General features: G+C 68.3%; 28 protein-coding genes and 1 pseudogene. 18 read left to right on the forward strand and 11 right to left on the reverse strand.

Features of this window, described 5'->3' with window-relative positions:
* Positions 1-159, forward strand: a pseudogene (locus QQK83_RS07475) (cell envelope biogenesis protein OmpA); the annotation flags it as partial.
* Positions 160-331: 172 nt separating this feature from the next.
* Here QQK83_RS07475 and radC read toward each other — a convergent pair.
* From radC to sfsA, 3 genes are all read right to left on the reverse strand, one after another.
* Positions 332-1,120 (reverse strand): RadC family protein, encoded by a 789-nt coding sequence (radC, locus tag QQK83_RS07480; RefSeq protein WP_284263118.1) that lies wholly within the window; start codon positions 1,118-1,120, stop codon positions 332-334.
* Between the two features lie 58 nt (positions 1,121-1,178).
* Positions 1,179-1,988 carry a type I methionyl aminopeptidase gene (map, locus tag QQK83_RS07485; protein WP_284263120.1) on the reverse strand — a complete coding sequence of 270 codons (810 nt, stop codon included), beginning with the start codon at positions 1,986-1,988 and terminating at the stop codon, positions 1,179-1,181.
* A 101-nt stretch (positions 1,989-2,089) separates the two neighbouring features.
* Positions 2,090-2,809, reverse strand: coding sequence for a DNA/RNA nuclease SfsA (gene sfsA, locus QQK83_RS07490; RefSeq protein WP_284263121.1), 720 nt, complete (start codon positions 2,807-2,809; stop codon positions 2,090-2,092).
* A gap of 51 nt (positions 2,810-2,860) precedes the next feature.
* Between sfsA and QQK83_RS07495 the strand changes: the two genes are divergently transcribed.
* The 3 genes from QQK83_RS07495 to QQK83_RS07505 are packed head-to-tail and all read left to right on the forward strand — an operon-like array spanning position 2,861 to position 5,269.
* Positions 2,861-3,589, forward strand: coding sequence for a competence/damage-inducible protein A (locus QQK83_RS07495; RefSeq protein WP_284263123.1), 729 nt, complete (start codon positions 2,861-2,863; stop codon positions 3,587-3,589).
* A 6-nt stretch (positions 3,590-3,595) separates the two neighbouring features.
* Positions 3,596-4,321, forward strand: coding sequence for a GNAT family N-acetyltransferase (locus tag QQK83_RS07500; RefSeq protein WP_284263124.1), 726 nt, complete (start codon positions 3,596-3,598; stop codon positions 4,319-4,321).
* Between the two features lie 6 nt (positions 4,322-4,327).
* Positions 4,328-5,269: an OmpA family protein gene (locus tag QQK83_RS07505; protein WP_284263125.1), complete on the forward strand. Its 942-nt coding sequence runs from the start codon at positions 4,328-4,330 to the stop codon at positions 5,267-5,269.
* Between the two features lie 99 nt (positions 5,270-5,368).
* On the opposite strand, the gene QQK83_RS07510 is transcribed toward QQK83_RS07505, so the two are convergent.
* A complete protein-coding gene (locus tag QQK83_RS07510) occupies positions 5,369-6,274 on the reverse strand; it encodes a LysR family transcriptional regulator (RefSeq protein WP_284263127.1) in 906 nt (301 codons plus the stop codon).
* Between the two features lie 193 nt (positions 6,275-6,467).
* Here QQK83_RS07510 and QQK83_RS07515 point away from each other — a divergent pair, with 193 nt between their 5' ends.
* The 7 genes from QQK83_RS07515 to QQK83_RS07545 all read left to right on the forward strand — a co-directional run bounded on the left by QQK83_RS07515 (position 6,468) and on the right by QQK83_RS07545 (position 11,724).
* A complete protein-coding gene (locus tag QQK83_RS07515) occupies positions 6,468-7,193 on the forward strand; it encodes a class II aldolase and adducin N-terminal domain-containing protein (protein ID WP_284263129.1) in 726 nt (241 codons plus the stop codon).
* Positions 7,165-8,013, forward strand: coding sequence for a PaaX family transcriptional regulator C-terminal domain-containing protein (locus QQK83_RS07520; RefSeq protein ID WP_284263132.1), 849 nt, complete (start codon positions 7,165-7,167; stop codon positions 8,011-8,013). The genes QQK83_RS07515 and QQK83_RS07520 overlap by 29 nt, the downstream gene beginning before the upstream one ends.
* A gap of 79 nt (positions 8,014-8,092) precedes the next feature.
* Entirely contained in the window at positions 8,093-9,082 is a 990-nt protein-coding gene (gene paaA / locus QQK83_RS07525) for a 1,2-phenylacetyl-CoA epoxidase subunit PaaA (protein WP_284263135.1), read from the forward strand.
* A 71-nt stretch (positions 9,083-9,153) separates the two neighbouring features.
* Positions 9,154-9,438, forward strand: a complete 285-nt coding sequence (gene paaB / locus QQK83_RS07530) for a 1,2-phenylacetyl-CoA epoxidase subunit PaaB (RefSeq protein WP_284263137.1) — start codon at positions 9,154-9,156, stop codon at positions 9,436-9,438.
* Positions 9,438-10,187, forward strand: a complete 750-nt coding sequence (gene paaC, locus QQK83_RS07535) for a 1,2-phenylacetyl-CoA epoxidase subunit PaaC (RefSeq protein ID WP_284263141.1) — start codon at positions 9,438-9,440, stop codon at positions 10,185-10,187. The genes paaB and paaC overlap by 1 nt, the downstream gene beginning before the upstream one ends.
* Positions 10,181-10,660, forward strand: coding sequence for a 1,2-phenylacetyl-CoA epoxidase subunit PaaD (gene paaD, locus QQK83_RS07540; RefSeq protein WP_284263143.1), 480 nt, complete (start codon positions 10,181-10,183; stop codon positions 10,658-10,660). The genes paaC and paaD overlap by 7 nt, the downstream gene beginning before the upstream one ends.
* A gap of 11 nt (positions 10,661-10,671) precedes the next feature.
* Positions 10,672-11,724 (forward strand): 2Fe-2S iron-sulfur cluster-binding protein, encoded by a 1,053-nt coding sequence (locus tag QQK83_RS07545; RefSeq protein ID WP_284263145.1) that lies wholly within the window; start codon positions 10,672-10,674, stop codon positions 11,722-11,724.
* 39 nt (positions 11,725-11,763) lie between these two features.
* Here QQK83_RS07545 and QQK83_RS07550 read toward each other — a convergent pair whose 3' ends face one another.
* The 5 genes from QQK83_RS07550 to QQK83_RS07570 all read right to left on the reverse strand — a co-directional run bounded on the left by QQK83_RS07550 (position 11,764) and on the right by QQK83_RS07570 (position 16,203).
* The gene (locus QQK83_RS07550) at positions 11,764-12,078 is read right to left on the reverse strand and encodes a DUF3775 domain-containing protein (protein WP_284263206.1); all 315 of its coding nucleotides are present in this window, start codon (positions 12,076-12,078) and stop codon (positions 11,764-11,766) included.
* A gap of 81 nt (positions 12,079-12,159) precedes the next feature.
* Entirely contained in the window at positions 12,160-12,897 is a 738-nt protein-coding gene (locus QQK83_RS07555; protein WP_284263147.1) for an SDR family NAD(P)-dependent oxidoreductase, read from the reverse strand.
* Between the two features lie 12 nt (positions 12,898-12,909).
* Positions 12,910-14,151, reverse strand: coding sequence for an MFS transporter (locus tag QQK83_RS07560; protein ID WP_284263148.1), 1,242 nt, complete (start codon positions 14,149-14,151; stop codon positions 12,910-12,912).
* Position 14,152: 1 nt separating this feature from the next.
* Entirely contained in the window at positions 14,153-14,914 is a 762-nt protein-coding gene (locus QQK83_RS07565) for a DUF1365 domain-containing protein (RefSeq protein ID WP_284263149.1), read from the reverse strand.
* Positions 14,911-16,203, reverse strand: a complete 1,293-nt coding sequence (locus QQK83_RS07570; protein ID WP_284263150.1) for an NAD(P)/FAD-dependent oxidoreductase — start codon at positions 16,201-16,203, stop codon at positions 14,911-14,913. Before QQK83_RS07570 ends, QQK83_RS07565 begins: the two co-directional genes overlap by 4 nt.
* 226 nt (positions 16,204-16,429) lie before the next feature.
* Here QQK83_RS07570 and QQK83_RS07575 point away from each other — a divergent pair, with 226 nt between their 5' ends.
* The 6 genes from QQK83_RS07575 to QQK83_RS07600 all read left to right on the forward strand — a co-directional run bounded on the left by QQK83_RS07575 (position 16,430) and on the right by QQK83_RS07600 (position 20,448).
* A complete protein-coding gene (locus tag QQK83_RS07575) occupies positions 16,430-16,969 on the forward strand; it encodes a sigma-70 family RNA polymerase sigma factor (protein ID WP_284263207.1) in 540 nt (179 codons plus the stop codon).
* Positions 16,970-16,978: 9 nt separating this feature from the next.
* Complete coding sequence (locus tag QQK83_RS07580) at positions 16,979-17,620, forward strand: ChrR family anti-sigma-E factor (RefSeq protein WP_284263151.1); 642 nt, start codon at positions 16,979-16,981, stop codon at positions 17,618-17,620.
* 132 nt (positions 17,621-17,752) lie between these two features.
* A complete protein-coding gene (gene hmgA, locus QQK83_RS07585; RefSeq protein WP_284263152.1) occupies positions 17,753-19,108 on the forward strand; it encodes a homogentisate 1,2-dioxygenase in 1,356 nt (451 codons plus the stop codon).
* 34 nt (positions 19,109-19,142) lie between these two features.
* The gene (locus QQK83_RS07590; RefSeq protein ID WP_284263153.1) at positions 19,143-20,012 is read left to right on the forward strand and encodes an MBL fold metallo-hydrolase; all 870 of its coding nucleotides are present in this window, start codon (positions 19,143-19,145) and stop codon (positions 20,010-20,012) included.
* Positions 20,009-20,212 carry a hypothetical protein gene (locus QQK83_RS07595; RefSeq protein WP_284263154.1) on the forward strand — a complete coding sequence of 68 codons (204 nt, stop codon included), beginning with the start codon at positions 20,009-20,011 and terminating at the stop codon, positions 20,210-20,212. The genes QQK83_RS07590 and QQK83_RS07595 overlap by 4 nt, the downstream gene beginning before the upstream one ends.
* On the forward strand, positions 20,209-20,448 hold the full coding sequence (locus QQK83_RS07600; RefSeq protein WP_284263155.1) for a hypothetical protein: 240 nt from the start codon (positions 20,209-20,211) through the stop codon (positions 20,446-20,448). Before QQK83_RS07595 ends, QQK83_RS07600 begins: the two co-directional genes overlap by 4 nt.
* Here the strand turns inward: QQK83_RS07600 and yaaA are convergent.
* Positions 20,445-21,221, reverse strand: coding sequence for a peroxide stress protein YaaA (yaaA, locus tag QQK83_RS07605; RefSeq protein WP_284263156.1), 777 nt, complete (start codon positions 21,219-21,221; stop codon positions 20,445-20,447). The genes QQK83_RS07600 and yaaA overlap by 4 nt on opposite strands.
* Positions 21,222-21,366: 145 nt before the next feature.
* Here yaaA and QQK83_RS07610 point away from each other — a divergent pair, with 145 nt between their 5' ends.
* A complete protein-coding gene (locus QQK83_RS07610; protein WP_284263157.1) occupies positions 21,367-22,527 on the forward strand; it encodes an AI-2E family transporter in 1,161 nt (386 codons plus the stop codon).
* On the opposite strand, the gene recQ is transcribed toward QQK83_RS07610, so the two are convergent.
* Positions 22,524-24,566, reverse strand: coding sequence for a DNA helicase RecQ (gene recQ, locus QQK83_RS07615; protein WP_284263158.1), 2,043 nt, complete (start codon positions 24,564-24,566; stop codon positions 22,524-22,526). The genes QQK83_RS07610 and recQ overlap by 4 nt on opposite strands.
* Between the last annotated feature and the right edge of the window lie 214 nt (positions 24,567-24,780).

The raw sequence follows: 24,780 nt of genomic DNA on the forward strand, positions 1-24,780 counted from the left end.
GAGGCCGCGCGCGCCGCCGTCATCGCCGCCGCCGACAGCGCGCAGCCCGACCGCGTCACCCTTGCGCTGGAAGCCTTCGGAGAGGCCATGCCGATGGCCTGCGATGACAACGACTGGGGCCGGGCGGTGAACCGGCGCGTCGAGGTCTGGCTGGAGTAGAGCATGTAGCGCACTGGCGGGAACCGGTTTTGCGCGCCTCGAACATGCGACGTCAAACCGTTGGAGCGGATCGCGTGGATGCGAATGAACGCGACTTGCTCAAGGCGGACGTGATGGCGGCCGTCATGGCGGCAAGCCGGGGAAACCGGGATATCCGGGCCGTCCCGACCTCTCACAGGTATCCTTCGCTGCGGAAACTCACGTGCCGCGCCTTGCCGATGACAAGGTGATCGTGAAGCACAAGGCCCAGAACCTCCGCGGCATCGCGGATGGCGTAGGTCATGTCGATATCCGCCCGGCTCGGCGCAGGGTCGCCGGAGGGATGGTTGTGAACCAGGATCAGGGCCGAGGCGTTGAGTTCCAGCGCGCGTTTCACCACCTCGCGCGGGTAGACCGGCACATGATCCACGGTGCCATCGGCCTGCGCCTCGTCCGCGATCAGCACGTTCTTGCGGTCGAGGTAGAGGACGCGGAACTGCTCGAGGTCCCTGTGCGCCATGGCGGTCTGGCAATAGTCCAGCAGCGCATCCCATGACCCGAGGAGCGGTTTCTTCAGCACCTTCGCCCGCGCCATGCGGTGACCCACCGCCTCGGTCAGTTTCAGTTCGAAGATGACACGCTCGCCCACCCCCTCCACCTCCTTCAGGCGGGGCGGAGGGGCGGCGAGAACGTGGTTCAGATCACCGAAACGCTTGAGCAGCCGCTTGGCCAGCGGCTTGGTGTCCCCGCGCGGGATGGCGCGGTAGAGGATCATCTCGAGCAGTTCATACTCCGGCACCGCATCGGCCCCACCCTCGGTGAAGCGCCGGCGCAGCCGGTCGCGGTGGGCATGGCGATGCACCTCCGCCCCGCGGGAGGGGCCGCCCGCCGGGGCAGGCCGTTCACCCCGCGCCACGGCCCTGCCGCCCGGCAGGAAGGACGGCGACATCTCGTCGAAGGAAAAGGCGGGCTGTTCGCTCATGCGGGCAGCCTGCCTCCGAAAGGTTAACAAACCGTGAGCAATGGATGCCGAGCAGCGATCAGCCCCAGGTCGGGTGGAACCGCCCCGCGGGCGAGAGGGTGAAGATCTCGCAGCCCGTAGCGGTCACGCCGATGGAATGCTCGAACTGCGCCGACAGGCTCTTGTCGCGGGTCACCGCCGTCCAGTCGTCGGCCAGCACCTTGGTTTCGGGCCGCCCGAGGTTCACCATCGGCTCGATGGTGAAGAACATGCCTTCCTCCAGCACCGGCCCGGTGCCGGGCCGCCCGTAATGCAGCACGTTGGGCGGCGCGTGGAACACCTGCCCCAGCCCGTGCCCGCAGAAATCGCGCACCACGCTCATGCGCTGCGCCTCGACATGGGTCTGGATGGCGTGGCCGATGTCGCCGAAGGTGTTGCCGGGGCGCACCGCCTCGATCCCCTTGAACAGCGCCTCGTGGGTGACCTCGATCAGGCGCTCGGCCTTGCGGCCCAGCTTGCCGGCCACATACATCCGGCTGGTGTCGCCGAACCAGCCGTCGACGATCACGGTCACGTCGATATTCAGGATGTCGCCATCCTTCAGCACCTTGGGCCCCGGAATGCCGTGGCAGACCACGTGGTTCACGCTGATGCAGGAGGCGTGCTGGTAGCCGCGGTAGCCTATGGTGGCCGAGGTCGCCCCGGCCTCTTCGACCATGTGCTCGATCGCGGCGTCGATCACGCCCGTGGTCTGACCCGGAAAGACCAGCGGCGCGACATCGTCGAGGATACGCGCGGCCAAGGCCCCCGCCCGGTGCATACCGGCGAAGCCATCGGTGTCGTGAATGCGAATGCCGTCTTTCGTCAGACGGCCCTTGAAATCGTCCAAACCTGGGCCTCCGAGCGCCGTTTCGTCCCTAACCTAGTCGCATCATGCGACAATTTCCAGTCAACCCGCCTTGACACGCACATGTGGCATCGCGCCTCGCCTCAACGTGCCTGCGGTTCCGCGTCGACGGGCAGCGGAGCGTCAAGCCATACCCCTTCGGTCGTGATCCGCGTGCCGTGGCACAGCATCTCGACCCCGGCGGCGCGGGCGGCGTCGAAGGCGCGCGCATAGGCCGGGTCGAGGTCGCCCGCAAGCCGGAAGCGCGCGCAATCGCTGCGCTGCACGATATAAAGCATCACCGCGCGCCCGCCGCCCTCGGCGATGCGGGCAAGCTCGTGCAGATGCTTGGTGCCGCGGGCGGTGACGCAGTCGGGAAACTCGGCCCAATCCCCCGCGCGCCGCAGGTGGACGTTCTTGACCTCGACGAAGGCGTCGGGCCGCCCCGACTCGGTCAGCAGGAAATCGATCCGGCTGTTCTCGCCGTAACGCTGCTCGGGGCGGATGGTGCCGTAGCCCCTCAGCGCGGGGATGCGCCCCTCGGCCAGCGCCTCGGCGACGATGCGGTTGGGCAGGTTCGCGTCGATGCCCGCCATGTGGCCGCCCTCCAGCTCCTCCAACCGCCAGCCGAAGCCGAGCTTTTTCCTCGGATCGTCGTTCGGCTCCAGCCAGACAGTCGCGCCCGGCCGGGCCAGCCCCATCATGCTGCCGGGGTTCGGGCAATGCGCCACCACCTCGCGCCCGTCCTCGAGCACGACATCGGACAGGAACCGCTTGTAGCGGCGCAACAGCGTGGCGCGAACGAGGGGGGTTGGAAACCGCATGGCCCCCCGCCTATACCGATCCGGCAGGGACGGACAAGCGAAGGGCAGGCCATGACATCCCCCACCGCCGCGATGCTGGTCATCGGTGACGAGATCCTTTCGGGGCGCACGCGCGACTCGAACATGCATTTCCTCGCGCGCGCGCTGACCGACCACGGCATCCGCCTGACCGAGGCGCGCGTGGTCGCCGATGAACACGACCGGATCAAACAGGCGGTGCAGGCCCTGTCAGCGGCTTACGATCACGTCTTCACCTCGGGCGGGATCGGGCCGACCCATGACGACATCACCGCCGATGCGGTGGCCGACGCGATGGGAGCCTCCATCGACATCCGCGACGACGCCCGCGCGATCCTTCAGGCGCATTACGACCGGCAGGGGCAGGAGCTGAACGCCGCCCGCCTGCGCATGGCGCGCATCCCCGAGGGGGCCAGCCTGATCGACAATCCGATCTCGGCCGCGCCGGGGTTCACCATCGGCAACGTGCATGTCATGGCCGGTGTGCCCACCATCTTCGAGGCGATGGTCGCCTCGGTCCTGCCGACGCTGACGGGCGGCGCGCCGATGCTGTCGCAATCGCTGCGCGTGGTCCGTGGCGAAGGCGACATCGCCGAGGCGCTGGGGCAGCTGGCCGCCGCACATCCCGAGGTCTCCATCGGCTCCTATCCGTTCCACCGCGACGGGGTGCATGGCTCGAACATCGTGGTGCGCAGCCAGGACGGTGCCGCCGTCGATGCCGTGATGTCGGACCTGACGCGCCTGTTCCCCGAAGCGGGATAAGCGGCCATGCGCATCGCTGACCTCGCCCCCGTCATCGCGGCCACCTGGCCCCCGGCGGCGGCGCGGGCGGTCGGCCCCTTCACCGTGCCCGAGGGCGCAGGCGGCGGCCAGCGCGTCAGTGCCGCGCGGCTCACCGATCCGCAGGCGGGCGACGCCACCGAGGCCGAGATCGACGCGGCCCTTGCCGCGCTGGCCGAGGCCGGGCAGCCGCCGCTCTTCATGGTGCTCGACCACCAGACCGCGCTCGACGACCGCCTCGCCGCGCGCGGCCTTTCCGTCCGCGACACGACCAACGCGCTGATGACCGACAGCGCGACACTGGCCGAGGTGCCCCCGCCCGTCAGCTGTTTCGCCGTCTGGCCGCCGCTTGCGATCCAGACCGAGATCTGGGCCGCGGGCGGCATCGGCCCCGCCCGCCTTGCCGTGATGGCGCGCGCCGCGGGGCCGCGCATGTCCTTCTTCGGGCGCATCGACGACCGACCCGCGGGCACCGCATTCGCCGCGATCCTTGAGAGCACCGCGATGCTCCACGCGCTCGAGATCCTGCCGCAGCACCGGCGCAAGGGGCTGGCCGGGATCATGATGCGCGCCGCGGGCGATTGGGCCGTGTCGCAGGGCGCGGCCCGCTTCGCCACACTGGTGACCGGCGAAAACCGGCCGGCGCAGGGGCTTTACGCTTCCCTGGGCTTCACGCCTGTGGGACGGTATCACTACCGAAGCAACGACGCCTGACACGACATGACGCTTGCCCGCCGCGCGCCACGCGGCCTGTCCTGCCTGATCCCCTGCCTGCTGGCCCTGCCCGCCGCCGCGTTCGACGCGTCATGGCCCGCAGGGGCCGAGCGCGTTCTGTCGCGCAGCGAGACGGTGGTGGGCTACCCGCTGGCCACCGGGCCCTTCACCGAAAGCGCGGTGCCGAGCGCCCCCGGTGACGGGACGCTGCTGGAAGAGGTCTGGCAGGTGCCAGGCGCGCCGGGCGAGACGGCCGCGCTTTTGTCCCGACTGCGCGACCAGTTGACCGCCCAGGGCTACGAGATCGGCTTTGCCTGCGCCGATGCCGCCTGTGGCGGCTTCGATTTCCGTTACGCGCTGCCCATCGCCGAGGGGCCCGCGATGCACGTGGACCTCGGCGATTTCCGCTACCTCACCGCCACGCGCCAGACCACGGCCGGCCCAGAGCATGTCGCGCTCACGCTCTCGCAGGGCGGGCTGCTGGGCTATGCCCACCTGGCCCGGATCGTGCCGCCGGAAAGGGCCGCCCCGACCGTCGTGCCCTCCACCCGCGTGGCGGGCGATCCGGCCGATGGTGGCCTGATCGCGGGGCTGACGGCGCGGGGGCATGCGGTGCTCGAGGATCTGGACTTCGACACCGGGGCCTCGGCCCTGTCTGATCGGCGCTACGACAGCCTCGTCACGCTGGCCGACTGGCTGGCCGAAGGGGCCGAGCGGCGGATCGTGCTGGTGGGGCACACCGACACCGAGGGCGCGCTGGAGCGCAACATCGACCTCAGCCGGGCGCGGGCGCTTGCGGTGCGCGATGCGCTTGTCGAGGGGTTCGGCGCCGATAGCGCGCAGATCGAGGCCGCGGGCGTCGGCTACCTTGCCCCGCGCGCGGCCAACAGCCTGCCCGAGGGGCGCGAGGCCAATCGCCGGGTCGAGGTCGTTCTGCTCGCCCAATGAAAAGACGCCCGGATCGGACGGACCGACCCGGGCGCAGGTTGCCGCGCAGCCCCGGAGCAAGATACGGGGCGCGCAGGCACGGATGTCATGGGCGTCGCGTCACCAGTCGGTCGGGCCCTTGTCCTTGAAGGCATCGACGAGGAAGTCGATGAAGGCGCGCACCTTGGGCTGGGTGTAGCGGCCGGGCGGGTAGATCGCGTAGACCCCCTGGATATCGACCGGCAGGTCGGGGATCACGTCCTCGACAAGGCCCGCGCGCATCGGGTCGGCATAGAGGAAACTGGGCAGGTAGGCGATGCCGAGCCCTCCGATGGCGGCATTCAGCAGCGACTGGCCGTCATTCACCGTCAGCCAGCCACCGGTGCGGACCTGCCGTTGCTCGCCCGAGGGGGCGGTGATCTTCCAGACGTTCGCGTTCGCGTTGTTGGAGTAATGCAGAAGCTTGTGCTCGTTCAGATCGTCGATCCGTCCGGGCCGCCCGTATTTCCGGAAATAGGCCGGCGCGGCGATCATCCGGCGCTGCGTCTCGCAGATCTTGCGGGCGCGCAGGCTGCTGTCCTCCAGTTCACCCACGCGGATGGCCATGTCGAACCCTTCCGAGATCAACTCCACGTAGCGGTTGTTCAGCACCATGTTCACCGTCACGTCGGGAAACTCGTGCAGGAACTGCCCGAGGATGGGCGAGACGTGGTTGACCCCGAAGTCCGTGGCCATCGACACGCGCAGCGTGCCCGAGGGCGCCGATTGCATCGCGGTGACCAGCGCGTCGGCCTCGCCAGCGTCATTGAGAACCCGTCGGGCGCGGTCGTAATAGGCCAGCCCGATCTCCGTCGGGCTGACGCGGCGAGTGGTGCGGTTGAGCAACCGCGCCCCCAGACGGGTCTCGAGGCTCGAGACATGCTTGGAGACAGCGGATTTCGAAATGCCCATCTTCTTGGCTGCATCGGTGAAGCCGCCCTGGTCCACGACCATTGCGAAAGCTTCCATTTCCGTAAGACGATCCATCTGGGTATGACCTGCTCAAAATTCTCTGGTTCCGGTCTTCTCGCCCCGAAATGCGGCGCGATTGCGGAACGCACCGGGCCAAAGCCGGGTCATTCGGGGGATCGTTGATGACTTGGCATCAGTCCACGCCTCCCCGCTTGCCCCGACATGGCGGCGCGTCTAGCCTTTGTGCAGCCTGTTTCCGGAGATCGCCATGGACCACGCCACCGCCCGCACCGAGCTTGCCGCCGCCTTTCGCCTGACCGCGCGCGAGGGGATGCACGAGGGCGTCGCCAACCATTTCTCGCTGGCCGTGAACGACGACGGGACCGAGTTCCTGATCAATCCCAAGAAACACTTCAGCCGCATCCGCGCCTCGGACCTCTGGGTGATCGACGCCAACGATCCCGACAGCGCGCAGGGCGAGGATGCGCCCGATCCCACCGCCTGGGGCCTGCACGCAAGCCTGCACCGCCACGTGCCGCACGCGCGCTGCGCGATCCATGTGCATTCGACCTACGCGACGGTGCTGGCCTCGCTTGCCGACAGTCGCCTGCCGCCGATCGACCAGTCCTCGGCGATGTTCTACAACCGGCAGGTCGTCGACGAGCAATACGGCGGCCTCGCGCTGGAGGAGGAGGGAACCCGCTGCGCGCGGCTGTTCCAGGACCCCAGCGTGCGCACCATGATCATGGGCAATCACGGCGTCCTCTTCATCGGCGAGACCGTGGCCGAGACGGTGATGCGCATGTATTACTTCGAGCGCGCCGCGCGCACCTATATCCTTGCCCTGCAGACCGGCCGCCCCCTGCGCGAGCTGTCGCCCGAAGTGGCCGAGCTGACCGCCCGCCAGCAGGAGGGCGACGCGGTGGCCGAAGCCGATTTCCTGCGCGGCATGCGCGCGGTGCTGGATGCGGAAGAGCCCGACTATATTCAGTAACGCGCCCCCCTCCGATCCGCTTGCACCGATCCTGGCCGAGCACCTGCACGGGCAGGGGCGGCTGCGGGTCTGGTCGCTGATCGTGACGATCCTGGGCGACGCGGTCGAGCCGCGCGGCGGGCGCGTTCAGGCGGCGCGGCTGGGCGCGATCCTCGACCGGCTGGGCGTGGGGCGCGCGGCGCAGCGCACCGCCCTGTCGCGGCTGGTGGCCGATGGCTGGATCACGCGGGAGAAGGACCCCGAGGACGGGCGCGCGGCGATCTACGGCTTCTCCGACACCGGGCGGGCCGAGTTCACCCAAGCCGCCCGGCTGGTCTATGCCGCCCCCGGCGCGGTGACCGGCGGGGACTGGATCGTCACCCTGTCGGACGATCCGCGCGGCATCCCCATCGCGCCGGGCGTCGGCCTCTGGCCCGCGGAGTTCCCGCCGCGCGCGCTTGGCGTGACGCTGCGCGGCGCGATCACCCATGTGCCCGAGGGCCTTCGCACCGATGCGCCCGACGCCGGGCAACGGGCCGAGGCCGCCGCGATCCGGGCCTTGGCCGATCTCGTCTGCGCCACGGGTTTCGCCGGTGACGGGCTCGACGCCATGGCCGCGCGGACCGTCCTGATCCATCGCTGGCGGCGCTACGTGCTGCGCCACCCGGAATGGCCCGCCGCGCTGGTCGATCCGGGCTGGCCGGACCTCGACCTGCGCGCGCGGGTGGCGGGCGCCTATGCCCGGACGCGGCCCGCCTCCGGGCTGTGGCTGTCGCAAGCGGGCCCCGGCTTTCGCGGGCTGCCTGCGGGCGATGGCGCGGCGCGCTTCGGACAGGGCTGATTTTGCGTTACAAACATCCGTTGATTTCGTGTTTTTCGTAACATAAAATGCAGGGCACAGGCCGCAGGGAGGTGTGCGCATGTATTCGCAAGGTTTGATCGGCGCCGATGGCGCGACCGGGGAAACGCCCGAGTTCCTCGCCCGGTTCCAGGCGCGCATCGACGCCGAGGAAAAGATCGAGCCGAACGACGCGATGCCCGAGGGCTATCGACGCACGCTGATCCGCCAGATCGGCCAGCACGCCCATTCCGAGATCGTCGGCATGCTGCCCGAGGGCAACTGGATCACCCGCGCCCCCAGCCTGAAGCGCAAGGCGGCGCTGCTGGCCAAGGTGCAGGACGAGGGCGGGCATGGCCTGTATCTTTACGCCGCCGCCGAAACGCTGGGCGTGAGCCGCGAGCAGATGACCGAGGAGCTGTTGAGCGGCAAGGCCAAGTATTCCTCGATCTTCAACTATCCCACCCTCAGCTGGGCCGATATCGGCGTGATCGGCTGGCTGGTCGACGGGGCCGCGATCATGAACCAGATCCCGCTTTGCCGCTGTTCCTACGGGCCTTATGCCCGCGCGATGATCCGGGTCTGCAAGGAAGAGAGCTTTCACCAGCGGCAAGGCTACGAGATCGTCATGACGCTGGCCCGCGGAACGCCCGCACAACGCGAGATGGCGCAGGATGCGCTGAACCGCTGGTGGTGGCCGTCGCTGATGATGTTCGGACCGTCCGACGGCGACAGCCAGCATTCCGACCAGTCGATGAGCTGGAAGATCAAGCGCTTCACCAATGACGAGCTGCGGCAGAAGTTCATCGACGCGACCGTGCCGCAGGCCGAGTTCCTCGGGCTGACGGTGCCGGACCCGGAGCTGCGCTGGAACGAGGAAAAGGGCGGCTACGATCACGGCCCGATCGACTGGGCGGAGTTCTGGCGCGTGGTGAAGGGCGGGGGGCAGATGAACGTCGACCGCATCCGCGACCGGCGGAAGGCTTGGGAAGACGGCGCCTGGGTGCGCGAGGCGGCGTTGGCCCATGCCGAAAAGCGGCGGGCGCGGCGCGTGGCGCAGGCGGCGGAATAGGGGTCGAGGGGGTTTCGCCTGCTTTTCGGGCGACCCGGCGGGATATTTGAAAAACGGAGAAGGGGTGAGGGATGGCGCAGGAAACACCGCTTTGGGAAGTGTTCATCCGGCCCCGCAACGGGCTGAGCCACAAGCATGTGGGCAGCCTTCATGCAGCCGACGAGGTGCTGGCCCTTCAGGCCGCGCGCGACGTCTACACGCGGCGGGGCGAGGGGGTGTCGATCTGGGTGGTGCCCTCCAGGGCGATCACCGCGAGCGATCCCGACCACGCCGCCGAAACCTTCGAGCCGACCGCCGACAAGATCTACCGCCACCCGAGTTTCTACGACATCCCCGATGACGTGGGGCACATGTGATGCCGGCCCTCTTCGACGCCGTCCTCGAGCTGGCCGACGATCACCTGATCCTCGGACATCGCCTGTCGGAATGGTGCGGCCATGCGCCCATGCTGGAGGAAGACCTTGCGCTGCCCAACATGGCGCTGGACCTGATCGGGACGGCGCGCACGCTTTACGATTACGCCGCGCAGCTGGAGGGCAAGGGGCGCAGCGAGGATGACCTCGCCTTTCTCCGGGTCGAGCGGGAGTATCGCAACCTGTTGATCTGCGAGCGGCCCAACGGCGATTTCGCGCAGACCATGCTGCGGCAGCTCTATTTCGCCGCCTTCATGGAGCCCTATTGGGCAGCCGCGGTGGACAGCCCCGACGCCGTGATCCGCGGCGTCGCGGGCAAGGCGATGAAGGAAATGGCCTATCACGTCCGCCACGCGGGCGAATGGGTGATCCGGCTGGGCGACGGCACCGAGGACAGCGCCGCGCGGATGCAGGCCGCGGTGGCGGAGCTGCACCGCTTCACCGGCGAGATCTTCGAGGAGAGCGCGGCCTCGGCGGCGCTGGTGGCCGAGGGGGTCTTGCCCGCGCGTGCCGGGATGCGCCCGGCCTGGGACAGGGTCATCGGCATGATCTTCGCCGAGGCGATGCTCGAGGCACCGGAGGTGCCCTACCCCCAGACCGGCGGGCGGCGGGGGCTGCATGGCGAGCATCTCGGGCATCTCCTGGCCGAGATGCAGTATCTGCAGCGCGCCTATCCGGGGGCGACATGGTGAGCGCCGAGGCGCGCGCCTGGGCCGCCGCCGCCGCCGTGCCCGACCCCGAGGTGCCCTGCGTCACCGTGGCCGACCTCGGCATCCTGCGCCAGGTGCGGCTGGAGGAGGGCGTCGCCGTCGCGCGCGTCAGCCCGACCTATTCGGGTTGCCCCGCCACCGCGATGATCGAGATGGGGATCGAGGCGGCGCTGCGTGCGGCGGGCTTCGAGGTGCGGATCGAGCGGGCGCTCTCGCCGCCCTGGACGACCGACTGGATCACGCCCGAGGGGCGCGAGAAGCTGCGCGCCTATGGCATCGCCCCGCCCGAGGGGGCGGCGGGCAAGCGGGCGCTCTTCGACGATCCGGTCGTGAGTTGCCCGCGCTGCGCCTCCACCGCGACGCGGAAGATCAGCGAATTCGGCTCGACCGCCTGCAAGGCGCAATACGCCTGCACCGCCTGCGGCGAGCCCTTCGACTACTTCAAGTGCATCTGAGGGGGGCGGCGATGTTCCACGAACTGACCGTGGCCGAGGTCCGGCCCGAAGGGCCCGAGGCGGTGGCGATCCGCCTCGGTGTGCCGGATGGGCTGCGCGAGGCCTTCGCCTTTCGGCCCGGCCAATACCTGACCCTTCGTGCCGAGGTGGGGGGCGTGGATATCCGCCGCTCCTATTCCATCGCCTCCCTGCCGGGCGAGGGGCTTTGGGTCGGGGTGAAACATGTGCCGGGCGGTGCCTTCTCCGGCTTTGCCCAAGGGTTGCGTCCCGGCGACCGGCTGCAGGTGATGCCGCCCGAGGGGCGCTTCACCGATCCGGGCTGCGCCCGGCTGCTGCTGGTGGCGGCGGGTTCCGGGATCACTCCGATGGTGGCACTTGCCGGTGCAGCGCTGGCGCGGGGGGCTACGGTGACGCTGGTCTACGGCAACCGGGGCCGCGAGACGATCATGTTCCGCGAGGCGTTCGAGCAGCTCAAGAACCGGCACCTCGACCGCTTCACGATGGTCCATGTCCTGAGCCGCGAGGAACAGGACGTCCCGCTTTTGAACGGGCGGGTGGACGCCGAGAAGATCGCGCGGCTGGCCGGGGCGGGCGTGATCGACCCTGCCGAGGCGGATGGCGTGTTCCTCTGCGGTCCGGGCGAGATGATCGACGCGGTGGAGGGGGCCTGCCGGTCGCTGGGCGTGGCCCCGGAGCGGATCCACCACGAGCGGTTCTTCATGGCGGGCGAGGCCCCTGCGCGCGTCCCGCGCTCGCCCGAGGCCGAGGCGGCGGCGGCAGGCGGCGTGACGGTGGATGTCCTGCTCGACGGCGCGACGCGCCGCATCACCATGGACGCGGGCGATGCCAGCGTTCTGGACGCGGGCGAACGGCAAGGGCTGGAGCTGCCCTATTCCTGCCGCGGGGGCATGTGCTGCACCTGTCGCTGCCGCGTGACCGAGGGGCGGGCCGAGATGGCCGTGAACTACTCGCTCGAGCCATGGGAACTGGAGGCGGGCTTTGTCCTCGCCTGCCAGGCGCGGCCCCTGACCGGGCGGCTGACCCTTGATTTCGACGCCGCCTGACCGCGGCAAGGGGCGGGCCGCCCGACCCGCCCACGCGGACTACAGCAGGTCTTCCTCCTCGTCGGTGATGTCCATGCCGATGGCCTCGGCCCCGGATTCGAGGTGGTCCGCGAAATGCGGGCTGCCGAGCAGGTAATCGGCGGTCGGCGTCGTCGCCTCGGCCCGCGCGGTGGCCACGGCCTCGGCCCAATCCTCGGGCTCGAAACTGCCGCGCCCGATCCAGTAGATCGCCGTCAGCTCGGCCTGTTCGTCGTCGTTCATCTGCCCGATGAAGGCCCGAAGCTCTCCTTCGGCGCGTTCGATCTCGTGGCCCATCAGGATCACCTGCGCCACTTTCCTGACCGAGATTTCCATGCCCTGTTCCTCCTCGCGCGTCTGGTTCAACGAACACAGTAGCACAGGACAGGGCCGCCCCCGTCATTGATCGACGTCAAGTCAGCGGCGGAAGAAGATCGCCTCGTACAGCCCCGTCGGCAGGAACCGCGAGACGCGGAAGAGCAGGCTGAAGCCGAAGGGAAAGGCCTTGTGAAAGCTGTCGGTGTTCATCTGGTCGAAGACCTGCTGCGCGGCCTCGTCAGGGGACATGATGAAGGGCTTGGAATGCGGGTTGTCGTCCTGCATCCGGGTCTGGATGTAGCCGGGATTCGACAGCTGGACGAGAACGCCGGTGTGCCGCAAATCGCCATGCATCGATTCTGCCAGCGCCATCAGCCCGGCCTTGGAGGCCGAGTAGCCGATCGACCCCGGCAGGCCGCGATAGGCCGAGAGCGAGCCGATCATCATGATATGGCCCGCGTCCCGCGCGACCATGCCGCCGATCACCTGCCCGATGACGCGGGCGGCCCCCGTCAGGTTCACGTCGAACATCTGTTCCACGCGGTCGGCATCCCACTCGGTCGCCTTGATCAGCGTGGCGAGCCCGGCAAGGAACACCAGCCCGTCGATCTCGCCCACCTCCTGCGCCGCTTCCTCGACGCTGTCGCGGTCGGCGATGTCCATCGGCACCACATGGGTGCGCCCCGGCAATTCGGCGGCCAGTTCCCGCAGCCGGTCGCCCGAGCGCGCCGAAAGGATCAGCTCCGCGCCCGCGCGGCTCATCTTCATCGCCAGCGCGCGGCCCAACCCCTCGGAGGCGCCCACCAGCCAATACCGTTTTCCGCTCCACTCGCGCATGTCGTCTCCTTTTCAACTCGTCTCGGGGTGCCCGCCATCCGGCAGCGGCGTTGTCGCCAGCACCGCCATTGCGCCCAGTTTCAGGACGCAGGGCACCAAGGCATAAAGATAGGTCAGCAGGTCCAGCGCGCCCTGCGTGTTTTCGCCGCCCGAGGTGAAACCCGCCGCGTCGAGCGTCGGCAAAAGCACCACCGCGGCCAGCGCGAGCGAGGCTTTCGAGACGAAGGCCCAGAGGCCGAAGGCCGCGCCGGCCTCGGGGGCGACGGTCTCCATCCGGCGCGCGAAGAGCGCGGGGAGAAGGGCGAAATCCGCCCCCAGTGCCGCGCCGGAGGCGAGGCAGATCAACGCGAAAGCCGTCGTGTCGCCGGGGCCGAGCGTCAGGACCAGCGAGAAGGAGGCGATGGCCAGCGCCATGGCCGCCAGCAGCATGGGGCGCGGGCCGAAGCGGCGGGCGAGCCGCGTCCAGATGGGCGCGGTGCCCGCGGCGGCGAGGAAGAAGAGCAGCAGCAGCGGCCCCTCCCAGCCCGGTGCCGCCAGCACGCTTTCGACGTAGAACAGGAAGAGCGTGGAGGAGACGGCGACCGGGGCCGCGTTCATCAGCGCGACCAGCAGCAAACGTCGCGCGATGGCGTCCGACAGGACCGTGCGGAAGCCCGAGGTGCCCACCGCGCCCTCTGCCGTCCATTCACGGCGCATGAGCCAAAGCGCCGAAAGACAGACCAGCGCGAAGCCGAGCGCGAAATTGCCGTAAGGGTCGCCCGTCGCGTCCAGCGCCGTGGGCGCGACGGCGGCGACACAGACGCCCAGAAGCGCGCCGGTTTCCCGCCATGCGGCAAGGCCGAGGTAGCCTTGCGCCCCCAACCGCGGGGCGGCGGCGACGCCTTGGGCATACATGCAGATCGTCAGGAAGGAGAAGGCCGAGAAGAGCCCCGTCATCATCAGCGCGAACCACCAGAGCGGCGCGATGGGCGGTTCCACCGCGAAAAGCCCCAGCATCGAGCCCGCCAGCACCGCGACCCCGACCGCCACGGCCAGCCCGCGCCTTGCGCGCAGCCTTTGCGCCAGCCAGCCAAGCGCCGGGTCCTGCACCACGTCGAAGAGCCGCAGCGCGAACAGCACCCCCGCCAATGCGGTCAGCCCGACGCCGAACTCGTCGACATAGACCTTGGGCGCGTGGATGTAGATCGGCAGGCCCGCCGCGGCGAGCATCGCGGCAAAGACCGCATAGCCGGGGCGGGAAGGCGCTAGAGGCATGTCAGGAGATTTCTTGCTCCGGGGGCGCGGGCCGCACGCGGTAGGGCGCGCCCTTCCACCACAGCTTCAGCGCCTGCCAGTGGATCAGCGCCAGCACCCGGCGCGCGCCCAGCGGGCGGCGGAAGGCCGATGTGACGATGCCGAAGGTGGTCAGCGGCGCGCGCTTGCCGGTCAGCGTGGCCAGAACGCCCTCATTGCCCGTGGCGTAGTCGATCCAGACGCCGACGCGATCGCTGCGGATGTCGAAGCGGAAGGTGTATCCACCCTCGATCGGCTGGAACGGCGAAACGTGAAAGATCTTCTGCGCCGACAGCGTATCCTCGCGCGTGATCGGGCGCTGGTCGTGATGGGCGCAAAGGTAGCTGTGCCGGTCGCCGAAGGTGTTCGTCACCTCGGCGATCACGGCGCGCAGGCGGCCCTGCCGGTCATGGGCCAGCCAGAAGGACACCGGGTTGAACACATGCCCCAGCATCCGCGGTTGGGCCAGGAGCATCAGCTTGCCGTCCGTCACCTCGGCCAACCCATGCACCGCGAAGACCTCGCGCGCCCAGACCGCGCCGCGCCCCTCTTTCGGGGGGCCGCCGTGGTCGGCGTCATGCAAGGAGGTCAGACCGGCCCGGTTGCGCCCGAAGAGCCACGGGGCGCGGGGGCGGTCGGCCTCGGCATCCAGCATCACGTAGTCGATGGAATAGGTGAAGGCGTTCTCCACCGCGCCGCGCCGCCCGTGAAAGGTCGAGCCTTTGATATGGTCGACCGCACTCATGCGGCGACGGGGGCAGCGTCGCGTTCGGCCATGGCCTCGACCACGTCGATGGCGCTGGCATAGCCATCCTCGTGGAAACCGTTCTTCATCCAGGCCCCGCAGAACCACGTGTTGTTTTGTCCGTTCATCGCCCTGACCGTTCCCTGTGCCGCCAATGCAGCAAGGTCATAGACCGGGTGACGGAACTCCGCCGTGTCATAGATCAAACGCTCGTCGATGGGTGCGCGGCTGTTCAGCGTGACGAACAGCGGGTCGCTTTCCGGGATCGGCTGCAGGCAGTTCATCCAGTAGGTCAGGTCGATCGGCCCGCCCTCGTGCCCCTCGCGCTCGGTGTAGTTCCAGGACGACCAGGTGACGCGCCGCTTGGGCATCGCGCGGGCGTCGGCATGCAGCACGGCGGTGTTGGGCTGGTAGCGCACGGCCCCCAGCGCGGCGCTTTCGGTCGGCGTGGGGTCGGCCAGCATGGCCAGGCTGTCGTCGGAATGGGTGGCGAAGACGACTTCGTCGAAGACCTCCCAATGGCCCTCGCGCAGGATCTCGACGCCCAGCGCGCTACGCTTGACCGTCTCGATGGGGCTGGCAAGGCGGATATCCACGCCCTTGGTCACCATCGCGCGTTCCAGCCGGGTGACATATTCGATGGAGCCGCCCTGAACGGTATACCACTGGTGCTGGCCGGTGGCCTGCAACAGGTGGTGGTTGCGGAAGAACCGCACCAGCGCCTGCGCGGGGAAATCCATGATCTCTTCCTTGGGCGTCGACCAGATCGCGCCCGAGATCGGCGTCAGGTAATAGTCGCGGAACCAGCGGCCCATGCCCATCTCGTCCATCAGCTCGCCCAGCGTGACCGAGCTGTCATTCGCCACGCTTTCGGCGCGGGCGTTGAAGGTCATCAGGTCGCGCACCATCCGCAGGAAGCCCGGATTGGCCAGGTTGCGCTTCTGCGCGAAGAGCGCCTGCAGGCTGCGCAGACCGTATTCGATCCGCCCGTTGCCGATGGAAGCGGCGAAGCTCATGTCGGACTTGGCGACCGGCACGTCCAGCGCCTCGAACAGTTTCACGAGATTGGGGTAGTTCACGCGGTTGAACACGATGAAACCGGTGTCGACCGGCTGGTCGCCCCGCTTGCCGGCCACGACCGTGCGCGCATGGCCGCCAAGGCGCGGCTCGGCCTCGAACAGGGTGACGGAATGGGTGTCGGCCAGGTGGTAGGCGGCCCCCATCCCCGAGATCCCGGCCCCGATCACGGCGATACGTTTCGGCGCGGAGGCCGGCTGTTCGAATGGCATGCGTCTTTCCCTCGGAACGTCTCTTTGGCAAGTCCTGAGGGTTACGCGCCTCAAACCTTCCCAGATCAAAGAATTTATTTTTGATCCGGTCTAGGGGGAATCCCGTAACCCGCGTATGCTGTCACCGAACGACCACGCTGAGCAGACAGCTGACGCCTTGCAGGGGAACTTGCCGGACCCCATGATGCTGCGTCGGCAAGAAAGGCGTGCCAAGACCGTGACGGTGATGGACAAGACCGAAGCGCATTGGGTGGCGAGGATCGTCAGCATTGCGCAACACCAAGATCAGAAGGCCTTTGCCGAGGTGTTCAGACACTTCGCGCCTCGGGTGAAAGCCTTCCTCATCAAGTCGGGGGCCGATCAAGGCCTCGCGGAGGAGTGCATGCAGGACGTGATGGCCACGCTCTGGCACAAGGCGCACATGTATGATCCGTCGCGGGCCTCGGTTGCGACGTGGATCTTCACGATTGCGCGCAATCGCAAGATCGACCTGTTGCGCCGCTACGCCCGCCCCGAGCCCGAAGAGCTGCCCTGGGGTCCCGAGCAGGAGCCGGACCAGGCCGATGTCATCGCGCTGCACCAGGAATCGACGAAGCTCGCGGATGCGATCCGCAAACTCCCTCCGAAACAAAGGGAGCTCATCGAACGTGCCTATTTCGGCGACCTCACGCACAGTGAAATCGCAGCCGAAACCGGATTGCCCCTTGGCACGATCAAGTCCCGCATTAGGTTGGCGTTGGAAAGGTTGCGCCACGCAATGAGTTGAGGAGACCCGATGACCGCAATTCGTCATCATATCCCGGATGATCTGCTGATGGGCTACGCCGCCGGTGCCCTGCCGCAGGCGTTCGACCTCGTCGTGGCGACCCATGTCTCGCTCAGCGATGACGCCCGCGCGCGCCTTGCCGGTTTCGAAGAGGTCGGCGGTGCCGTCCTGTCCGAGCTGGAGGAATGCGATATCGGCGAGGACAGCCTGGAACAGACGCTGGCCAAGATCGCCGGAATGGCGCCGACGCCCAAGATCAAGCCGTCAAACGGCGTGTTTCCCAAGCCGCTGCGCGAGATCGTCGGCGGTGACGAGGATGCCGTGAAATGGAAGAGCCTCGGCATGGGGGCCAAGCAGGCCGTCCTGTGTTCCGAGGATGGCGTGACCGCACGGCTTCTCTACATCCCTGCCGGGCAGGCGATGCCGCAGCACGGGCATAACGGGATGGAGATGACGCTGGTTCTCAAGGGCGCGTTCCGCGACGAAGACGGCGTCTATGCCCGCGGCGACATTGAGGTCGCCAACCAGGAGGTCGACCACCAGCCGGTCGCCGAGCCGGGCGAGGATTGCATCTGCCTGATCGCCACCGACGCAAAGCTCCGCTTCCAGGGCCTGCTGCCGCGCATCGCGCAGCCTTTCATCGGGATCTGACATCGGCATACCGACACCCGGACAGGCCCGCTTCGGCGGGCCTTTTTGCATGTGTCGCAGTCCGTCGCTTCGGTCGTTGCATTTTCAACGTTCCTGTGGCATGTCGGCCCCCGATCCGCAGGAGAGACCGCGATGACCGAGCAAAGCACCCCCCGCCCGATGATCCAGGCACCATCGCTGCCGGGCCCGCACGAGGGCTACATGCCCGGCTTTGCCAATGATTTCGAGACCGAGGCGCTGCCGGGCGCGCTGCCGCAGGGGATGAATTCACCGCAGAAATGCAACTACGGCCTCTACGGCGAGCAGCTGTCCGGCACCGCTTTCACCGCCAACCCGCCCGAGCGGACCTGGACCTACCGCATCCGCCCCTCGGTCAAGCATTCGGCCCGCTACACCAAGATCGACCTGCCCTACTGGAAATCCGCGCCCAACGTGGACCCCGATGTCATCAGCCTCGGGCAATACCGCTGGGACCCGGTGCCGCTGGCCGACACGCCCCTGACATGGCTCACCGGCATGCGCACCATGACCACCGCGGGCGACGTGAACACGCAGGTGGGGATGGCGGCCCACGTCTACCTCGTCACCGCTTCGATGGTGGACGAGTATTTCTACTCCGCCGACAGCGAGCTTCTGGTCGTCCCGCAGGAAGGGCGGCTGCGCTTCTGCACCGAGCTGGGCATCATCGACCTGCAACCGCAGGAGATCGCCATCCTCCCCCGTGGCCTCGTCTACCGGGTCGAGGTGCTGGAAGGGCCCTGCCGCGGCTTTGTCTGCGAGAATTACGGACAGAAGTTCGAGCTTCCGGGGCGTGGCCCGATCGGGGCCAATTGCCTGGCCAATCCGCGCGACTTCAAGGCGCCGGTCGCCGCCTACGAGGACCGCGAGGTGCCCTCGCGCCTGACGATCAAGTGGTGCGGTCAGTTCCACGTGACCCGGATCGGGCAAAGCCCGCTCGACGTGGTGGCATGGCACGGCAATTACGCGCCCTACAAGTATGACCTGACCACCTATTGCCCGGTCGGCGCGATCCTGTTCGATCACCCCGATCCGTCGATCTTCACGGTTCTCACCGCGCCCTCGGGTGTGCCGGGCACCGCGAACATCGACTTCGTGCTGTTCCGCGAACGCTGGCTGGTGGCCGAGGATACCTTCCGCCCGCCATGGTATCACAAGAACATCATGTCCGAGCTGATGGGCAACATCTACGGCCAGTATGACGCCAAGCCGAGGGGATTCGTGCCGGGCGGCATGTCGCTTCACAACATGATGTTGCCGCACGGCCCGGACCGCGATGCCTTCGAGGGCGCGTCGAACGCGGAGCTCAAGCCCCACAAGCTCGACAACACCATGTCCTTCATGTTCGAGACCCGCTTTCCCCAGCACCTGACAGCCTTCGCCGCGCACGAGGCACCGTTGCAGGACGATTACATCGACTGCTGGGAGAGCCTCGAAAAGAAGTTCGACGGCACGCCGGGGCGCAAGTAGGCTTGGCCAAGGGACAAGCGGGCGGGGGCGCGGGATGGACACGGTGAACAGGCTGGTGCTGCTCGGCACCAAGGGCGGCCCGGCGATCCGGCCCGGCGGGCCGATGCCCACCGCCTCGCTGCTCGAGATCGGCGGGCGGCGCTGCGTGGTGGATTGCGGGCTGGGCGTGTCCAAGGGGCTGGTCGAGGCGGGCGTGAACCTCAAGACGCTCGACCTGGTCTTCATCACGCATCTGCATTCGGATCATGTGCTGGAACTGGGACCGCTCCTGCACACCGCCTGGACCACGGGCCTTGCGACCCCGGTGCAGGTCTTCGGGCCACCCGGCACGCAGGCCGTGTGGGACGGGTTCGTCGCCTCGCTGCGCTACGACATCGACCTTCGGATCGATGACGAAGGGCGCCCCGACCTGCGCGCGCTTGTGCAGGTGGAGGAGTATGCCGAGGGGCCGCTGGCGGTCGATGGGCTATCGGTGCGCGCGCTCCGCGTCGATCACCCGCCGGTCACCGACTGTTTCGCGCTGCGTTTCGACAGCCCCGACTGGTCGGTCACCTTCTCGTCGGACACCGCGTATTTCCCGCCGCTGGCGGAGTTCGCCCGCGGCACGGACATCCTCGTGCATGAGGCGATGCTGGAACGCGGCGTCGACCGGCTGGTTGCGCGCACCGGCAACGGCTCGCGGCTCAAGGCGCATATCACGCGCTCCCATACCGAGGCCGTGGATGCCGCGCGCATCGCGGCCGCGGCCGACGTCGGAATGCTCGTCCTGCACCACCTGATCCCCGCCGACGACCCCGGCATCACCGAGGCCGACTGGCTGGCCGCCGTCGCGCCCGCCTTCGACGGGCCGACCGTCGTCGCCACCGACGGCCTGAGCCTGTCGCCGAAGCCCGCCGCGTCATGAGCAGGTTCGGCCCCACCCGCGGCGAGATCAAGCTGCGCCTCGCCATCAGCCTTGCGGGGCTGGCCCTGCTGATCGGGGCCTATGCGTTCAACGGGATCGGCGGCATTGCGTCGCTGGAAATCGGGATCATCGGGACTGCCTTCTTCGGCGGCTCGGCCCTATGGTGTCTGCACAAGTTGACACGAAAGGACGACCCATGAGCACCGGGCAGATCATCCAGACCGTCCTGATGGGCCTTGTCTTCATCGCCTGGGCCGCGCTGATGCTGCGGGCCGTTTCGCTGTGGCGCAGCCGCGCGCATGAGGCGGGCGGCAGTGTGCCGCGCCAGATCGGCCATTGGCTGCGCGCGCCCGAAGACAAGTCCGAGCGCAGCACGCTGATGTTCCTCAGCGTGGTGTTGCTGGTGATGGTCGGAACGACCCTGACGCTGGGTTAGGCCGCGCTCGCCGCCGCCTCGCGGCGCAGGAAGGCAGGCTTGCCCGGCGCGCTGAGATCGGGGGCGTATTCATAGCCGCCCACGTCGAAATCGAGGATCGCGGCGGGATCGGTCAAGCGGCGCTGGATGATGAAACGCGCCATCGCGCCGCGGGCCTTCTTGGCGTAGAAGCTGACGATCTTGGGGCCGCCCGGCTTGTCCTCGAGGAACTGGGGCGTGATCACGTCAAGCGTCAGCGCCTCGGCATCCACCGCCGAGAAATACTCGACCGAGGCGCAGTTGATCAGCGTCTCGGCACCCAGCCCCGCCGCCTCTTCGTTCAGCGCGCGGGCCAGCCGGTCGCCCCAATAGGCATACAGGTTGGTCCCCTTGCCGGTCTTCAACCGGCTGCCCATTTCCAGGCGATATTGCTGGATCGCATCCAGCGGGCGCAGGATGCCGTAGAGCCCCGACAGGATGCGCAGCCGCTCCTGCGCAAAGCGCATGTCCTCGGGATCTAGGCTGGCGGCCTCGAGCCCCTGGTAGGTGTCGCCGGCAAAGGCCAGCGCGGCGGGGCGGACATCGTCCTGCGTCTCTTCGAAGCGTTGGAACCGCTCGGCGTTCAGCTTGGCGAGGGTCGGCGAGATATCCATGAGCTTGCCCAGCTCCGCCTCGCTCAACCCGCGTGCGGTGCGCGCCAGGGCCACGGCATCGCCGCCGAAGGCGGGGGCGGTCATCTCGACGTCACGCTCGGACCAGTCGAGGCGCTTGGCGGGCGAGATCACGGTCAGCATGGCGGCTCCTTTACGCGCGGCAGTCGGTCCGACAGGTAGCGCCGCCCGGCGCATGGGGCAACCCGACCGCACGCGCCGCACGCATCGCTTGAGATTGCGCGCGCGCCGTTCCACACTCGGCCAGACCCAGACGCCGGACCGAACCTTGACCGACCACCGATCCCCCCTCCCCAAGCCGGAGAGCCGCTCCCGGCTGCAAACCGCCGCCCTTGTCATCATCGCGGCGGCGGTGGTGCTGTTCCTGCTGGTGCAGGCGCGGTTCATGCTGACCTCGCTGGCGGTGGCGATCATCGTCTTCAGCCTGACCAGCGATGCCATCAGCTTCATCTCGCGGATCAAGGCCGGACCGCTCGGCATTCCCAACTGGCTGGCAAGCCTTGCCGCCGTGCTGCTGATCTCGACCGGGCTTTTCATGCTCAGTTCGCTGATCCTGTCCCAGATCAACACGGTCCTTTCGACGACGCTCACCTATACCGAACGCGTGCCCGCCGCGGTGGCCGACCTTTTCGCCTGGATGGGCCCCGAGGTGGAAACCGCCATCGCCGACGCGATGCGCAGCGTCGATGTCTCGGGCTACCTGCGCGCCCTGGCGGGGCAGGCGGGCGGGCTGATGCAGGGCACCGTTCTGGTGATCCTGTTCGTCGGTTTCCTCTTCGCGGAACGGCTCTGGTTCGACGTGAAGCTGACAAGCCTGATGGGCGGCGACCCCGAACGGGCCGCCCACGCCCAGCGCGTCATCGGCACGATCATGCACCGGGTGAATTACTACCTGTTGGTGAAGACCGTGGTCAGCGCGATCACCGGGCTGATGGTCTACGGCGTGGCGCTGATCTTCGGGCTGGAGCTGGCGGTGGCGATCGGGGTGATCACCTTCGTCCTGAACTACATTCCCAACGTGGGTTCCATCGTGGCGACCGTTCTGGCGACGCTGGTGACCTATGTGCAACTGGGCGAGCCAGGGCCGACGCTGGGCTTTTTCCTTGCCGTGGGCCTGATCCAGTTCGTCAACGGCAACATCATCGACCCCTGGCTCATGGGCCGCGCGCTGCGCCTGTCGACCTTCGGGATCATCGTGGCACTGGCCTTCTGGGGGTCGGTCTGGGGCATCGCGGGGATGTTCCTGTCGGTGCCGATCATGGTGGCCACGATGATCGTCTGCAGCCATGTGCCGGGGCTCAGGTCGGTCGCCGTGCTGCTCTCGCGCGAGGGGTTGCCGGACCTCGACACCGACAGGAAACGGCCGCTCGGCCCGGCCAAGATCATCGGCGAGGCGAAGCTGCCGGAGGCAAAGCGAAAGACCGGTTAACCCGCCTCGCGCAGAACCTCGAGGAAGGCGTCGCCGAAGCGCTCGGCGTGGCGTTCGCCCAGAAGCCGGGTCAGCGACGACAGGTCGCCCGGCTTGACCTCGGCCACCTTGGCGATCTGCGACGAGGAGCAGGTCATCGGCTTGTCCGTCCCCGTCTCGCCCCGCGCCAGGTCGGCCTGCACGGCAAGCAGCCGGTCATAAAGCGCGCCCGCGTCGCGGCCTGCCAGCCTGCGGCGGGCCGGGTGCTGATCCTCGGGCTGGTCGCCGGTGATGACCGACAGGAAGGCCGCGCCGTATTTCTCGAGCTTGGTCGCCCCCACGCCGCCGATCCGCGCCATGGCGTCAAGCGTCGCAGGCCGCGTCTCGGCCATCTCGATCAGGGTCTTGTCGGTGAAGATGACATAGGCGGGCACCTTGGCGGCTTCCGCCAGCGCGCGGCGCTTGGCCTTGAGCGCCGAGAGAAGCGGCGCGTCCTCTTCGCTGACCAGCATCTTCACCTGCGGGCGGCGCGGGGCCTTGGCGATGGTGTCGCGGCGCAAGGTGATATCGGCCTCGCCGCGCAGGATGGGGCGCGCGGCCTCGGTCATCCTGAGCGCGCCATGCCGCGCCGGATCGGGGCGCACGAGGTCATGGGCGGCCATCTGCCGGAACACGGCCTGCCAGCCGCGCTTGTCGAATTCCGTGCCGACGCCGTAGGTCGGCAAGCGGTCATGGCCGCGCTGGCGGATGCGGTCGGTCTCGGTGCCGGTCAGGATATCGATCAGATGCCCCGCGCCGAAGCTTTCGCCCGTGCGCAGGATCGCCGACAGCGCCTTGCGCACCGGCGTCGTGGCATCGAACACATCGGGCGGATTGGCGCAAAGGTCGCAATTCCCGCAAGGCTCCGCCTGCTCGCCGAAATACCCAAGCAGCACCTTCCGCCGGCACCCCAGCGCCTCGGCCAGACCCAGAAGCGCGTTCAGCCGCGCATGGTCGGCCTCCTTCCGCTCGGGCGGCGCAAGGCCCTCGTCGATCTGGGACCGGCGAAAGCGGATGTCGTCCGGCCCGAACAGCGTCATCGTGTCGGCGGGCGCGCCGTCACGGCCTGCGCGGCCGATCTCCTGGTAATAGCCCTCGATCGACTTGGGCAGGTCGGCGTGGGCGACCCAGCGGATATCGGGCTTGTCCACGCCCATGCCGAAGGCGATGGTCGCCACCACGATCAGCCCGTCCTCGGTGGCGAAACGGCCCTCGACGATGCGGCGATCCTCGGCCTCCATGCCGCCGTGGTAGTGGCAGGCGGTGTGCCCCGCCTCGCGCAGCGCTTGGGCCAGCGTTTCGGTCTTGGCGCGGGTGCCGCAATAGACGATGCCCGACTGCCCCTTGCGGGCGGCGGCGAAACTTAGGATCTGTTGCCGCGGGTTCTGCTTCACCTCGAAGGCAAGCGACAGGTTCGGCCGGTCGAAGCCGCGCAGGAAGCTTTCGGGCGCCTCCCCGTCGAACAGGCGTTCCACGATCTCGACCCGCGTCTCGGCATCCGCGGTCGCGGTGAAAGCGGCCAGCGGCACGCCAAGGTCGCGGCGCAGCGCGCCGATGCGCAGGTAATCGGGGCGGAAGTCATGGCCCCACTGGCTGACGCAATGCGCCTCATCGACCGCGATCAGGGACACGCCCGCGCGCTTCAGCATCCTCTCCGCGCCGGAAGAGGCCAGCCGCTCGGGCGCGATGTAGAGCAGTTTCAGGCTGCCGTCCTCCAGCGCCTCCCAGACGGCATCGGTTTCCTCGGGCGTGTTGCCGCTGGTCAGCGCGCCCGCGACCACGCCCGCCTCGCGCAGGCCCCGCACCTGGTCCCGCATCAGCGCGATGAGCGGCGAGATGACCACCGTCACCCCCTCGCGCATCAGCGCGGGCAGCTGGAAGCAGAGCGACTTGCCCCCGCCGGTCGGCATGATCGCCAGCACGTTGCGGCCCGTCGCCACCGCCTCGACGATCTCGGCCTGGCCGGGGCGAAAGGCCGAGAAGCCGAAGACGGAGGATAAAAGCGTCGTCGCGTCCTGCATGGGGGCCTGTCGGTCTCTCGTTTTTTGCTCGATTTTTATGGACTGTCCCATGTTGAGAAGCCGTTAACAAGCCTTCGAACGCCAGATCGGGGGTGCCATGCGGGGCCTTCCACAAGATATTCCCCACCTCGCGCCTATTGCAGCGTCAAACCGACCCCTTACATGAACCGGGCTGCGACGCTACCAGCGCAGCACCCGGAACCTGACAGAAGGA

This window comes from Roseicyclus amphidinii (assembly GCF_030163755.1).
GTDB classification, from domain to species: Bacteria; Pseudomonadota; Alphaproteobacteria; order Rhodobacterales; family Rhodobacteraceae; genus Roseicyclus; species Roseicyclus amphidinii.